The organism is Mucilaginibacter sp. OK283, assembly GCF_900110415.1.
Taxonomy (GTDB): Bacteria; Bacteroidota; Bacteroidia; order Sphingobacteriales; family Sphingobacteriaceae; genus Mucilaginibacter.
This window is the reverse complement of record NZ_FODR01000011.1, coordinates 165,788-180,169: the sequence shown is the minus strand read 5'-3', so window position 1 is coordinate 180,169 and position 14,382 is coordinate 165,788. Positions and strand designations below refer to the sequence as shown.

Genomic DNA, 14,382 nt, shown 5'->3' with positions numbered 1-14,382 from the left:
AGTTGTATGTTTTTGCGCTCTATTGTTACAAAAAAGCATTGCTTATTAAGTAACTATTGCAGGTTTGTACCGATCACCTGTTTAAGTCGCATCTGATATCCTGTTTTTTTTAGCAGATACCCTGCGATTAATATTAAATTGAGCATTAAGCCAGAATATTCCTGAAATTGCCAATAAAGGCTTGATTTTTGTTAAGAAAGGTGCATAGGTGGGAAATTTAAAAAAAATCATGATAGCGGACGATGATCCGGGGATTGTGGATGCGGTAGAGATCATATTAGATTTTGAAGGATACGAGGTTTCGTCGACCGTTAACGGTGCCACGGTTTTGGATATGAAAACAGAATTTCCCGACTTGCTGTTACTTGATATCTGGATGTCTGGCTCTGATGGCCGCGATATTTGCCGCGAACTTAAACACCGGTCAGATACCAGGGCAATTCCCATTATCATGATATCAGCCAGCCGCGATATCGAACGCTCCGCTTACGAAGCTGGTGCCGATGACTTTCTGGCCAAGCCTTTTGAAATTGACGATCTTTTAGGAAAAATAAAACGATTGTTGTAGATAAAAATCCTCCCTTAATTGCTGTGGTATAAATATACCGCACCATTAAGAGAGGACTAAGACGCTTTCAGGCCCAATCAAAGTCAACTACTGTTCCGTCGAGTTTCCATTTTTGCGGCAGCATTGTCTCCATCCAATCTAAAGGTTCGCCTAACGGCAATACTTTAGCTGCACTGGCAAAGGCTTTTTTAACGGCAGTCTTTTGTTCGGCACCCATAGCTTCGGGCTGCCCGGATACAAATAGGGGGGCGCCGCTTTTTGCCAATAATTCAAGCCACTGCTTGTTACGGCCCCATGCTATTTTAGTAGTGATACCTACACAATCACCATCTACAGCATAAAATTTATTGTGCTGCGGCAGGCGGAAAGCCAGCGTGTTTACACCCATTTTGCGTGTGCGTTCCCATTCGTTTCCGCTGGTGTCATCACCTATTCGGCACATCTCAAAAATGCCTGCGCTTAAATGGCTCATGGTATTACAGCCTATTACATATATCCCATCGCCTGCTGCTTCACGGATATCGCGGTACAAATCAAGAATGATTTCGGCTGTGGTTTTACTCCGGTCGTTATAATTCCAGTTGGGTGCTGTAATGCTGTCCTTCATGTCAAACCCCCAGCGGCCGGCGATATCGTAAGTGGTAAAGTCGTGTTTAACCATTTCGTACCCCCATTGCTTGTAAAAGCTGAAATTACGCTTAATACGCTCCCGGTTTTCGGGGATGGTAGGGTCGAGCGTTGGATTTTTAGGATCATCGCGGCCCGGAATTTTTGGTGCAAGCAAGCTCGTCTTTTCATCATGACGGGCGCACAACGGGCGCATCCATAAGCCCGGGCGCATGCCCAGTTTCTTAATCTCGTCGCCCAACAGGTGCATATCCTTAAACTTATCGTTCGGCTTGCTAAAATCATCGTTCCAGCCGCCATCCCCTGGCAATAGTGGCGAATAGGTTGCCCAGCCCGCGTCAATTACCGAAAATGGTTTGTTATTGGTATCGGTAACCAGTTCGCTCATCATGGCGGTGGTTTGTTTTATCAGGTCGAAATTGTTGTTGCCATAGGCAAAATACCAATCGTTTATGCCATAAATAGGTTGTTTGGGTAATCGCGGTTTTTCGCACATGATACTACAAAAGCGATGGTCGGTATAAAAAGCGTTTTCGCCCGGCTTGCTGTGCGTGGTTACAATATCTGCTGCATGCAGGGTGCGGTTACCCAACAATACGCCATTGCCGCCTGAATGGGTATCCAGGTTAAGGTCAAGGTGGTTTTGATCCAATCCCCACCAGCAAATGCTGCCCGCACCTGTTTTTACACCAAAGCAGGCAGTTTGTTTCCCATCATTTATTAATATATACCATGGGCTTTGACTCCCGTCAAAGCCCGATTTCCATTTTAAATCGCCATAGGAGCGTTCCCAATGATCGCCAAGGTGTTTTGCCGAAGGAGGCGTGTTGTGTTTCCAGCGCAACCTAACGGCGCTCAATGGTTGTGTTGGCGACTGTAGGTAGATGGCTTTAGCGTTGCCGTTGGTTTTAAAATCAACCTCGATATCCTTGTAGTTGAATTTGGTGCCGTTGGTGCCTTTTAGCTTAACCCATTCTTCACCGGATTGCGCCCAAACCTCGTCGGGTGCATTCATAGTTGTTGTTTGGGCTGATGTAGCATAAGTTAGGCGGCTAAACAGTACGGCGGCACCGGTTGTTGCCGTCAGTTTCAGGAAATGTCGTCTTTGCATAGTGATGTTCTGAATTGGATATACAACATTACTAAAAGCATTTAGTGATTTAAAATTAAATGTTGCAAATTGTTGGTGCTAAAACGACTAAAGCTATTTTGCGTGTTCTAAAACCAAATGGCAAACTCCGTTTGCCCGGCGGCCACAGTTTTTAAACTAAATTCAAAACTATGGTTCAGGAGTATCTCGCGTGTTAAGGTAAGCCCTATACCTTGTCCATCTTTTTTGGTGCTGAAGAAGGGCGAAAACAGGTTGCTGTTTTGTTCGGCAGTGATGCCTTTGCCCGTATCGGTAACGATGAGTTTTCGTTCTTTGGAGAAGAGTGCGAATTTTACCAGCCCTTTATCTTCAATGGCTTCAATGGCATTTTTAACAATATTTATAAGCGCCTGCTCTAATTGTTGCTCATCGGCCATGATGCTTAAGGCTTCATCAGGCAGGTTAAATTCAAATTCAACGCCTTTTCCATTGGCTTTTGCCTGCATAAGGGTGGCTACCGCCCGAACAAGCTTTTGAAGTAAAACAGGTTGTTTATTGGCAGGCGGGAGTTTCACCAGGTCGGCAAAGTTGCGCATAAACAGGTTTAGGTTTTGGTTGCGGTCCATGGCTATCTGTAAGGCATCCTTAAGGCTGTCAAACTCGTGCCCGGCCCATAGCTGGTCGGTTTTCATGGCCGATTGCATAATGGAATTTACCGGCCCGATGGTATTGTTCACTTCATGTGCCATCATACGGATAACCTTGCCGTAAACCTTTTTCTCGGCGGCCAGAATCTCGGCAGTTAAATCCTCTATCATAATAAAATGACGCGAAAAGCCCCGGTCAACAAAATGTGATTTCTGGAGCTTGAACGAATTTATACCGTCCGGCTTTACCACTGCAGTTTCGCCTGATTTAAGCAATCTCATCTGCGCAAACAGGGGATGATCCAGCTCATAAATGGAATTGCCTTGTAACTTATCATCCGGGATAGCCAATAATTGCAGGGCTTTTGGATTTATTTGCTGTATGCGGTCGTCAAAATCTAAAATAACGATGCCGGTAGGTGAGGTATAGATCAGTTTTTCCAAAAAGAAATGTTGCTGTTCCTGCCTTGTACGTTCTGTTCTTAACTCGTCCATCATATGATTATATACATCAATTAATGTGTCAACCTCGTGCCTGCCGGTTGATAAAAATTTTACGTTAAAATCCTTGTCTTTTATAGCATCCAGCCCCTGCATTAATAATTTTAAAGGATTTATAAGTTGCCGGTAAAGCTGTACCGATACTACTACAGAAATAAGTACAAATACCTCAGATGCAATAAAGAAAACCTTGTTTTGCTGGAAAATAAAATAAGTGAGCACCAGCGTTACCAGGTGCAGTGTTACAACAAATAAAACATATTTAGTCCTCAGCTTCATCGTATGGTATCTGGTATTTGTCAAGCCTGCGGTAAAGCGCACTCCGCGTGAGCCCAAGTGCCGCCGCTGCCCGGCTTATTTTGTTTTTGTGGTGGTCCATAGCGCGTTTTATCATCTCGACCTCTACCTCTTCCAAAGTTAGGCTACCTACTCCGGGTAATTGCATGTTTCCTTTTTTTACTGGCGATAATTCTAACTGCGACCGGAAGTCATCAATACCTAACTCGTCTTTCCGGCTTACCAGTATTGATCGCTCTACCAGGTTTTTAAGCTGCCTGATATTGCCGGGCAACGGCAATTGCTGCAGCCACTTCATGGCGGCGGCAGATACCGATAATTGGGGCCGGTTGTAGATATCCTTTAGGTTATTGATAAAAAAATCGACCAGTAAAGGTATATCCTTGGGCCGTTCGCGCAGGGCGGGCAGGTAAACGGTGATCAGGTTAATGCGGTATAACAAATCCTCACGAAAAGTACCGCGTGATACCATTTCGTTAAGGTTTTTATTGGTGGCACAAACCACCCGGGTATCTAATGTTTTGGTACGGCTGCTGCCCAGCATTTCGTAAGTACGGTCCTGTAATACCCTTAACAGCTTCACCTGGCTGCTGGCATCAAGGTCGCCAATTTCATCTAAAAATATGGTACCCTTGTGTGCCATTTCAAAACGGCCAATCCGATCAAAACGGGCATCGGTAAAAGCCCCGCGGATATGGCCAAACATTTCACTTTCAAAAAGCGAAGTAGAGATACCGCCCAAATTAACTTTGATAAATGGTTTATTGCGGCGCAGGCTGTTTTGGTGGATGGCCTCCGCTATCAGCTCTTTGCCGGTACCGCTTTCGCCCATAATCAGTATCGATGCGTCCGTGGTTGCCACACGGCCTATGGTTTCCAGGATATCCAGCATTTGAGGGTCCTGGCCAATAATGCTTTGAAAATTGTAGCTTTTATCTAATTGCTTACGGGTATGGTGTTCTGTTTTTTTATCCCTTAAATCTAACAGTGTTTTAACTGTTTGTATAAGGTGTTCGTTATTCCAGGGTTTGTTTATAAAGTCGTTGGCACCCAGCTTCATACCTTGTACGGCAAGCTGGATGCTGCCCCATCCTGTAATTAATATTACCGGGATAGCGCTGTTAAGCTGCTTTATGTTTTCAAGGAGGTTCATCCCTTCACGGCCCGATGTATCAATCGAAAAATTAAGGTCGAGAATAATCAGTTCAGGACTTTTTTTCTTTATGATCTTTATGGCCCCGGCGGGCTCTTCGGCGCTCACAGCATCATAGCCCTCGCTTTTGAGTAACAGCAAAAGCGAGGTGCGTACGGCAATATCATCATCAATAACCAGTATCATAATTGCAGGTCAATATCGTAATTAGTTAAAAGTATTGAGTGGTGAGTTTTGAGTTATTTTTATGATGCCCATATGCTATTCTTCGTGTAAAGCAACGGCGGGATAAATGGCAGCAGCCTGCCTGCCCGGATATAATGAACATAAAAATACCAGCAGGTAAATAAATATGATTGAGAACAGGATGGCTACCAGGTAAATCCCTGCCGAAAGATCAAACACGTTTAGCAATGGGAACTGCACGGCAAAAAATGACCCGATGATGAGCGAAAAGGTAGCCAGTATCATTGATTCCATAATGAGCTGGTTAGATACCGAGCTACCGGTGGCGCCAACAGCCCGGCGTAAGCCAATTTCGCCCCGGCGTTTGTTAATGTTATACCAAAGCACTCCAAACAGGCCGAGCGCGACGTTAATAACTAAAAAACAGCCTACAATACTTAGTACTATCATGGGCACTAAAGTAAAATAATTAATATCCTTACGTTTGTTTACAAGGTGCTCAATCTCCACATTCGAATCTTTCATATAGTTGGCTAAAGTTTTGTACAGGCGGGCTTCGAAGGCAGCATTGGCACCTGGTACAACCTGTACCATGATTTTACCAAGCGACCTGAAAGAACCGGTGTCGGTCCTGTGGTATACCGCATCGCCGGCAGCAGCATAATCGCCTTTGGCTTTGATGGCCTGTATTACGCCTACTACTCTTTTCTTGTTTTTGCCGTCGTCGCTCTCATCAATGATTTTTCCTATCGCTTCGCCTTTACCAAACAGCTTCTCGCGCAATTCGTTATTGATAACTACCGATGGTATTTTGGTAGCCACATCGCTTTTATTAAACCAGCGGCCTTCCAGCAGCTGTCCGTTTAAAGTTTTCAAATAGCTATCCTCTGCATTATACATATTCACGTTGCTGTAATTGTGGTTATTGTAACCAGCCAGTCCTGTCCACGTATTTGCCGAAAAGGGGACGTTGTCGCTGCAAAAGCTGATTTCCTTTACCTCGGGCATGGCCTTAATATTATTACGCAATGTTTCGTAATAAGTATTCAGCGAATCGGTATTTTTTGTTTGCAGGGCGTTATTATAACTAACAACCCATACGTTTTGGTAGCTAATCCCAATTGGCTTTTTATAATTGTTATAGTAGTAAACCAAAAGGCTAAATACCGCGAATAGCACCAGGAACGAGAATAGCATCTCGGACATCAATAAAAAGTTTTGTTTCTTTTTATTCCAGATGAGTTTAAATAAATGCTTAAACATAATATCTTAATTTGAAGGATGAATAATTGTTATGAAGCTTTCAGAGCCGTTACTACATTTAGTTTTGACATGCGCCAGGCCGGGTAAACGCCTGAGATTAAACCAAACAGAAAACAAATGAGCAGGCCAATTGCCAAAACAGTAAAATTGATGGATAGTACCAGGTTGGGGATGAGGTTCATGCCATTTAGTACCTGGATAGCTACGAAGGATAATATAACCCCGATAAAGCCGCCCAACAGCGTAAGTATGATATTTTCGACAATAAACTGGTAAACCAAGGTACCGGATGATGCACCGAAGGCCTTGCGTACGCCAATTTCTGACGAGCGTTCCATAATACGGGTGATGTTGATATTGACCAGGTTAAGCGTTGGCAGCATCATTACCAGTAGGGCAAATATGCCAATGGTTGTCAACACGATCATAACGCCCGATGATTTTTCGTTGCCGGTATCTACATAGCTTACAATATAAGGATCGGCATGGCTGAATATTTTATCAAACTCCTTGCTTTCCATTGGCAACCGGGCAACCATACTTTGATATTCATCATGCATACGCGGTAAATCTGCTTTTGAATTTGCAAGCAACACGCCAAAAAAACCTCCCCTGTACCCTTTATCTTTACGGTAATCAGTTTTTGATACAGTATAGGGCAGGTAGATGTCGCCATAGGTCATATAACTGGTTATAGGTACATTTTTTACCACGCCGGTTACCCTGTATTTCACGTTATCGGCCTCGAAGTACTTGCCTACAACCGAGGGTACATCGCCGAAGTATTGCTGTTTCATATCCTCTGATATGATCACTACTTTATCGGCATTATCAACCTGTTGTTTATTAAAAGCTTTGCCTTCAATAAAATCGTATTCCATAATATCCCAATAGGCATCATTGGTGTATTTATAGTTTACAGCAATCTTTTTATTGTTAACATAAGTATTTGTGCCGCTGAATATAGAGGAAATGCCCACCTTAACAGGCGTTTTTAAACTACCTGCATAGTGGCTTAAAAAATAGTAAGATAAAGGCCCCGAGCTTTGCCCGCCGGTTTTGTTTATCTCCTGCATTCTTGAAATATACAACGATCGATCGCGTTTCCTGTCGGGATAGCTGTCGCCGGCAATTTTATCTATAAAGGCGGTAAGTACCAGCAGTATGGTAAGGGTAAAGCTGATACCAAACAGGCTGATAAAGGTGAAAAACTTTCTTCGCCTTAACACCGCTATGGCTATTTTTAAATAATTTTTAAGCATGACTGATTGTTTAAGCGGTTAATTATTGAACTTGCGAACCATCAAACAGGCGTACCAAACGGTGCGTTTTGTGGGCCATGTTTTCATCATGTGTAACCATTACAATGGTAGTACCCTCGTTACGGTTAAGGTTGATGAGGATGTCCATAATCTCGTTACCCATGGCGCTATCCAGGTTGCCGGTTGGTTCATCGGCCAAAATAATATCCGGCCTGCCCACAATGGCCCTGGCTATGGCTACACGCTGACGTTGCCCGCCCGATAGCTGGGTTGGGAAGTGTTTAATGCGGTTGGCTAAGCCTACCTTTTCCAATGCCTCGGTGGCCAGCATTTTGCGTTCTTTTGCTGTGGTATCGCGGTACAGCAGGGGCAGCTCTACATTATCCAAAACCTGTAGGTCGTTAATCAGGTGATAGCTTTGAAAAATAAAGCCCAGCGTTTTATTGCGGAACTGTGCCAGTTGCTTATCGCTCAGCTTTTCAGTTGATTTATCGGCAATTTTGATGTTTCCTTTTGATGGCGCATCCAGCAGCCCTATAATATTAAGCAGCGTACTTTTGCCGCAGCCCGATGGCCCCATGATAGATAAAAATTCGCCCTTGGCCACGTCAAGGCTTATGCTGTTTAGTGCCAGGGTTTCTATAGTGTCGGTACGGTACACTTTTTCGATGTTTTGTAAACGGATCATATTGGTGAGTTGTGAATGGTGAATAGTGAGTGGTTTGTTAATTATTGAATTATTGAATGACTGAATTATTGAGTTATTGAATTTTTTAATTGTTGAATTACTGAGTTAGTGAATTAGTGATTTGGCTGATTAATTATTGAATTTGTCTTTTTTAATTATTGAAGCGATGGGCTTTTTGAATTTTTACTTTTGAATTTTGACTTTCCCTACTGGTAATTAATTTTCCTGTTGGCCTCGAAATCGTATAACGATAGGTAGCGTAACTGGTAGTAGGCTCCCCAGAAATCGCGGAGGGAAGCTACATAGTCGCGTTTGGCCTGGTCGTTTTCGCGGAAGGCTATGCCAAGGTCGGTGATGCTCAGGTCGCCTAAAACGTAGCGTTCGCGGGCTATCTGGTACTTTTCTGATGCTATACTGTCGGCCTCGGCGGTGTATACCAGTTGCTCTTTCATTACATTAAAAAGGGATACCTGGGTTATAATTTGCTGTTTAAAAGTTTGCTTGTCTTGTTCAACGGCGTACTCGGTAAACTGCTGGTTGGCCAGGGCGGTTTTGGTGCGCGATTTAGAGCGACCCCAATCCAGTATGGGCACGGCTAACTGCACCTGTAACACCTGCTGGTTTTGCGGATTTTTGTAAACACCCGGTATACTGGTTGATGTATTTGAGTAACCCAAATTGGCATTCAATGTAGCGGTTAAACCATTTTGGCCTTTTGCTTTTGCCACATCCCGCTTAGCCTCGGCCACGCGACGCAAAAATGCAATGGCATCCGAGCGGTTGGAAAATGCCTCGGCCAAAACTTTATCTGCCGATACCTGCATCTGGCTAATTTGTTCGGGTACTACCAGTACAATTTTTTCTTCGCCTTCCTGCCCGGTATAGCTGCGCAGGTTAAGGGTGGCAATTTCCATATCGCGTTTAGCGGTGCCTACAGCTTTTTTGGCGTTTATTTGTTCCAGTTGCAATTGCAGTATCTCGTTTTTTGAAACCTTGCCCAATTCAAATTTGGTATTGGCAATGCTCATGATTTTTTGGGTATTAGCGTAATTGGTTTCGGCAATTTTAAGGTTAACCTGGGCCAGCAACAAATCGAAAAAGAAACCTTCTACATCTATGGCTATTTTTTCCTGTGCTTCAATGTAGGCCTGTTTACTCTCGTTATATTTTAAAGGTTCAATGCGTTTATCCCACTTTAAACTGTTAAACTGAAATAGGGGCTGCGTATACCCGATGCCATATGGGATGCCATTGTAAAGCACATTATGCCTGTCGAAATCATCAAAACGCTGCAATTGCGTTGTTCCGTAAATTGTGCCGCCGGTGGCGGTAATGCTCTGGCTAAAATTAAGCGCCAGCGACGAGTTATCATTGTGTATCGGCTGAAACTGTATGGTGCCATCGGGTTGCTGTACCTGGGTAAACGTTTTGGTATATCCCGGTAAAATGCCGCTGAGTGATAGCTGCGGCTGGTAATTTGATTTGTAAGTACGATACTCCCAGTATTTGGTTTCGCGCACCGTAGCAGCCTGCTTGGCGGCTATAGAGTTGGCCTTGGCCATCTCGACCACCTGCTGTAGGGTAAGCCGGAGCGTATCGCTGCTGCCGGCAGCAAATACCCCTGAACAAATGGTTAGTAATAATATGGTGTATAAAAATTTCATTTGTCTTGTACTATTTCAGCCGTCATTGCGAGGAACGAAGCAATCCCCGATATGCAAATCAGCTTTGCAGGTTAATCACCTGTCCCAAAGAGATTGCTTCGTTCCTCGCAATGACGGTTATGGTAAACTTAATTCGTTATCGTTACTTCCTTCGAGTTCTTAAACTCCGTCATATCCGATGTAATCACAACATCCCCGGGTTTAACCCCATCCTCAATCTCTACATAGTCAAAATTGGTAAGGCCAATGTGTACCGTGCGCCGTTCGGCTTTGCCGTTGTTAATTACAAAAATGTCCTGTACGGTAGGGCCTTTAAATGCCGGGCCGTTGGCCACCCGCATAATTTTGCTATGGGTTGCCGTTACCAAAAACACATCCACTTTCATATTAGGGCGAAGTTGTTTGTTGGCACGGTCGTCCAGCTGGATATCGAAAGATATGATGCTGTTTTGTACCGATGGCGACACATTGGTAACATGCCCGCGCAATTGCGTATCGTTAATGCGGATAATTACCGGAATCCCGCTGTGCAGCTGGTCCATCGAATTATCTGATATGCTGCCCGATACCTTAAAACTGCCCAGGTTGGCAATACGGGCAAGGGTTTCGCCCTCGTGCACGTTGGCGCCTATGTTTTTGTTTACGTAGGTGATAACGCCTGTGCGGGTAGCCACCACATTAGCCAGCGCAAGCTTCCGTTGTAGTGCCTTCAAGTCGTTTTCCTGTATGGCGGCAGCAATCTGGGCTTCCTTAATCTCTATCTGCATGGTTTGCTGCTTGTTTTTAATCTCGTTTTCCAGCTGCTTTTTTTCCAGCTGGGCAACTTTAAGATTAAGTTCGGCCTGTTCAATGCCTTCACGGGTACCGCCGCCGGCTTTAAACAGGCGCTTGGCATTTTCAACGGCATCGGCCAGGCTGCTGATGCGCAGTTGCTTGATGTCGTTGTTTGATTGGATATCGTAAAAGCTTTTAGCAAGGTCGAGTTTTAGTTTAGCAATCTCGTTCCGTTTTGATTCGAGGGTAAAGTTTAGCTTATCAAATTCTGTTTGGGTGGCCGATTTATCTAAGGTTAATATAGACTGGCCCGGAGTAATTTTATTACCCGCGTCCATCAACGCACTTTTGATAGATGCATTGATCGGGCTGGTGATGATCTCCTCAAACTCGGGCAAAACTTCGCCGGTAGCATTAAGAGTATTTTCTATATTGCCAACTTCTACGGTGGCGGTAGTGATCTCTGCTTTTTTTACCGATGATTTGATGAATCCCCGAAGAGCAACAACCAGCAGTACTAATACCGCTATACTGATCACCGCTATCACCGCGCCTTTTTTTCTTTTTTGCGATGTTACCTCGAGCGTAATTTCCTTATCCATTGTGATATAATTTGCATAAGGTTTTGCAATAGGCATACCAATGTTAAAGTGTTTATTATTAGTGTTTTATGTGGTTTTTATTTTGAAAAAGTGTTCGATATCGGACAAATGTTTTGATTTTGGACGGGGGGTGTCTGAACTCGAATTAAACGAATTTTTAGAATTTCTCGAATTTGCTTTAAATTCTGTTAATTCTTTAATTCGTTTAATTCAGGTTCAGAAAATTGCGTTAGGGACAAAAGCGGATACCGGCCTCGCGGATAAGGCCTGTGCAGTATAAGCGGTTGGCCCGGGCCGCAGGCAACGCTAAAATTAAGTCAAAAGGTAAAATTCAAAAGTCAAAAGCCATGTATGGCGGATTTGGAAATTGTCAACAGTTGAGTGTCCTGTGTCCATCTTCATTCTGCTAATTCAAAAATCCTGTAAATTCTGATTCAGACAAACATTCCTTCTGTAAACAATGTAATTATTATCTTGTTCCACATTTACATCGAACCGGATACTTGGCTATGAAGAAAATACTGCTCTATTTACCCCTGTTTTTTATGTTATCATGCGGACATGGACCGGCACAGCTGGACGAGAATAAGAAACTTAATACCCTTGCTACGGAGTATGTTAGGCTGGGCCTTAACATTGGCCAGTACGATACTGACTTTGTGGATGCCTACTACGGGCCCGACTCGTTAAAGCCAAAATTGCCGCCTGCAAAAGAGTTTCCGAAGGATAGTTTGCTGGCCAATACCAATATTTTGATGAATGAGTTGAAAATAATTTCGACCAATGCGCAAGTTGACAGTAATAAAATGCGGGCAGATTGGATGATTAATCAACTGGTGGCATTTGGCCGGCGCATCAGGATTTACTCGGGCGAGGAGAGGCCTTTTGACGAGGAATCGAAAGAGCTTTTTGGCGTATCGGCGCCCGTTTATGACGAGGATCATTTTAAAGCGCAGATAGCTTTGCTGGATAGTATTTTGCCGGGCAAGGGCCGCGTAAGCGAGCGTTTTCAAAAGCTGGCCAATAAATTCATTATCCCTAAGGATAAACTTGACGCGGTTATAAAAGCGGCCATTGCCGAGGCCCGTAAACGTACCATGGCACATTACAGCCTGCCCGCCGGCGAGGCCTTTACCCTGGAGTATGTGACCGATAAACCCTGGAGTGGCTATAACTGGTATAAGGGCAATTATAAAAGCACCGTACAAATTAACACCGACCTGAAGATTTTTATTGACCGCGCCATTGATGTGGGCAGCCACGAAAGTTATCCCGGCCATCATGTATACAATATGCTGCTGGAGAAACACTTGTATCGCGATAAGGGCTGGGTGGAGATTTCGCTTTACCCGTTGTTTAGTCCGCAAAGTTTAATTGCCGAGGGCAGTGCCAATTATGGCATCGAGGTGGCTTTCCCGGGCGAGGATAAAGCGAAGTTTGCCAAAAATGTATTGCTGCCGCTGGCCGGCCTGGATACAGCCGGTATCGACCTGTATTTTAAAGCGCTGGCTATCCGGGGCCAGTTGAATTATGCCCGCAACGAAGCTGCAAGGGGGCTGGTAAACAACACCATGTCTAAAGATAAAGCGACCAATTACCTTACCAAATATTGTTTGATGAACGATGAAACGGCGGCAAAATCAATCAGCTTTATCAAAAAGAATCGCAGTTATGTAATTAACTATAATTACGGGCAGGATTTGGTAAAGGACTATATTGAAAGAAATGGCGGCACTGCTAAAAATCCTGCGAAGCAATGGGAACTTTTTGGTAAATTGCTGAGCAATGAGGTCGGCCCCGACCAGTTGCTCCAAAAGTAAACCACTATGTTTAAAAAAGTTGTCCCTGTTTGTCTTGCGGCTATATTATTAGCCGGCTGCTGCTATGCGCAAAAACGAATAGTTTGGCTTGATTCTGATACGGCCAATGAGATGGACGATTTGTACGCCATTACTTACCTGCTTAAAGATGCAGGTGTAAATGTAGTTGGCCTAAGCTCGGCCCATTTTAACAATGCCGATATGCTTGTTGGCGAAAAATGGCATTATTACCCTACCAAAAACATCAATACGGTACAGCTAAGCCAGGATTTAAACGAGGAGATGCTGAAACTTATGGGCCGCACCGATATACCACACCCGCTGGGTGGCCGCGGAACCATAGGCCACGCCTGGGGCGGTAAAGAACCGGTGCTTTCGGCAGCCGAAAAGGGTATCATAGCTACCGTACACCAGCTTAAAGCTGGCGAAAAGCTGGATGTTTTGTGCATAGGCGCGGCATCAAACCTGGCATCGGCTATACAGGCCGATACCTCCATTATTCCGCATATAAGAGTTTACCTGCTGGCTGCCCGATATTTTAGCGACCGCAAGGTTTGGGATAAAAGCGAATTTAATGTACGTAACGACCTGAACGCCTTCGACCTGTTGCTGAACTGCAAAGGTTTGGATTTGACAATTATGCCCATTAATACCGCCATTGCCTTAAAATTCGACCGCGCGGTTTGCCGGGATAATTTAAAAGATAAGGGCAAATTGGGCCAGTTGTTGTATAACCGCTGGGATTTTGTAGAAGCCGGCCAGACCTGGATTATGTGGGACCTTGCCCTGGTAATGGCCTATCTTGATCCCGCCAAAGCCGAAAAGATAAGCGCACTTGTGCCGCCAGAGAATGACGCGCGCGAGATATCGGTTTACAAAACCATTGATGCGACTAAAATGCAGGCCGATTTTTGGAATAGGATGGAAGGGAAGTAAATTGAAGATTTTGTTTGAAAAAAGGAAGGGATTCCGAGTAGTAAAATTTGTGAAATCCTGAAGGAGAAGTGACACATCGGCGAGAGACTTACGAAGTTTTTAAAACTTCGTAAGTCTGGGATTTTCTAACCATGACATATTAAATTTCCTGTCATCCTGAGTAACGAAAGATATGTCAGCTGTGCATGGCCGGAAGAAAAGTTCGCGAATAGATCCTTCGTTCTCCTCAGGATGACAGTCTTTTATTTTTGAATGTCATTCCCCCCAGAAATTAGCAAAGTTTTACTGCTCAGCATACCCATTA

At 44.2% G+C, this 14,382-nt stretch carries 11 protein-coding genes; 3 read left to right on the top strand and 8 right to left on the bottom strand.

Going from position 1 to position 14,382, the window contains the following annotated elements:
- The first annotated feature begins 229 nt into the window (after window positions 1-229).
- The gene (locus tag BMX56_RS22685) at window positions 230-568 is read left to right on the top strand and encodes a response regulator transcription factor (RefSeq protein ID WP_177183887.1); all 339 of its coding nucleotides are present in this window, start codon (window positions 230-232) and stop codon (window positions 566-568) included.
- Between the two features lie 67 nt (window positions 569-635).
- Here BMX56_RS22685 and BMX56_RS22680 read toward each other — a convergent pair whose 3' ends face one another.
- The 8 genes from BMX56_RS22680 to BMX56_RS22645 all read right to left on the bottom strand — a co-directional run bounded on the left by BMX56_RS22680 (window position 636) and on the right by BMX56_RS22645 (window position 11,322).
- On the bottom strand, window positions 636-2,306 hold the full coding sequence (locus BMX56_RS22680) for an alpha-amylase family protein (protein WP_090651975.1): 1,671 nt from the start codon (window positions 2,304-2,306) through the stop codon (window positions 636-638).
- A 107-nt stretch (window positions 2,307-2,413) separates the two neighbouring features.
- A complete protein-coding gene (locus BMX56_RS22675; RefSeq protein ID WP_090651974.1) occupies window positions 2,414-3,712 on the bottom strand; it encodes a sensor histidine kinase in 1,299 nt (432 codons plus the stop codon).
- On the bottom strand, window positions 3,696-5,069 hold the full coding sequence (locus BMX56_RS22670; protein ID WP_090651973.1) for a sigma-54-dependent transcriptional regulator: 1,374 nt from the start codon (window positions 5,067-5,069) through the stop codon (window positions 3,696-3,698). Before BMX56_RS22670 ends, BMX56_RS22675 begins: the two co-directional genes overlap by 17 nt.
- A gap of 75 nt (window positions 5,070-5,144) precedes the next feature.
- Window positions 5,145-6,332 carry an ABC transporter permease gene (locus BMX56_RS22665; RefSeq protein ID WP_090651972.1) on the bottom strand — a complete coding sequence of 396 codons (1,188 nt, stop codon included), beginning with the start codon at window positions 6,330-6,332 and terminating at the stop codon, window positions 5,145-5,147.
- Window positions 6,333-6,361: 29 nt separating this feature from the next.
- Entirely contained in the window at window positions 6,362-7,594 is a 1,233-nt protein-coding gene (locus BMX56_RS22660; protein ID WP_090651971.1) for an ABC transporter permease, read from the bottom strand.
- 22 nt (window positions 7,595-7,616) lie between these two features.
- On the bottom strand, window positions 7,617-8,282 hold the full coding sequence (locus BMX56_RS22655) for an ABC transporter ATP-binding protein (RefSeq protein ID WP_090651970.1): 666 nt from the start codon (window positions 8,280-8,282) through the stop codon (window positions 7,617-7,619).
- 206 nt (window positions 8,283-8,488) lie between these two features.
- The gene (locus BMX56_RS22650) at window positions 8,489-9,946 is read right to left on the bottom strand and encodes a TolC family protein (RefSeq protein WP_090651969.1); all 1,458 of its coding nucleotides are present in this window, start codon (window positions 9,944-9,946) and stop codon (window positions 8,489-8,491) included.
- A gap of 128 nt (window positions 9,947-10,074) precedes the next feature.
- Window positions 10,075-11,322 carry an efflux RND transporter periplasmic adaptor subunit gene (locus BMX56_RS22645; RefSeq protein WP_090652055.1) on the bottom strand — a complete coding sequence of 416 codons (1,248 nt, stop codon included), beginning with the start codon at window positions 11,320-11,322 and terminating at the stop codon, window positions 10,075-10,077.
- A 509-nt stretch (window positions 11,323-11,831) separates the two neighbouring features.
- On the opposite strand from BMX56_RS22645, the gene BMX56_RS22635 reads away from it, so the two are divergent.
- Together BMX56_RS22635 and BMX56_RS22630 are read left to right on the top strand one after the other, a co-directional pair.
- Window positions 11,832-13,142 carry a hypothetical protein gene (locus BMX56_RS22635; protein ID WP_090651967.1) on the top strand — a complete coding sequence of 437 codons (1,311 nt, stop codon included), beginning with the start codon at window positions 11,832-11,834 and terminating at the stop codon, window positions 13,140-13,142.
- A 6-nt stretch (window positions 13,143-13,148) separates the two neighbouring features.
- Entirely contained in the window at window positions 13,149-14,078 is a 930-nt protein-coding gene (locus BMX56_RS22630; protein WP_090651966.1) for a nucleoside hydrolase, read from the top strand.
- Window positions 14,079-14,382 lie beyond the last annotated feature (304 nt).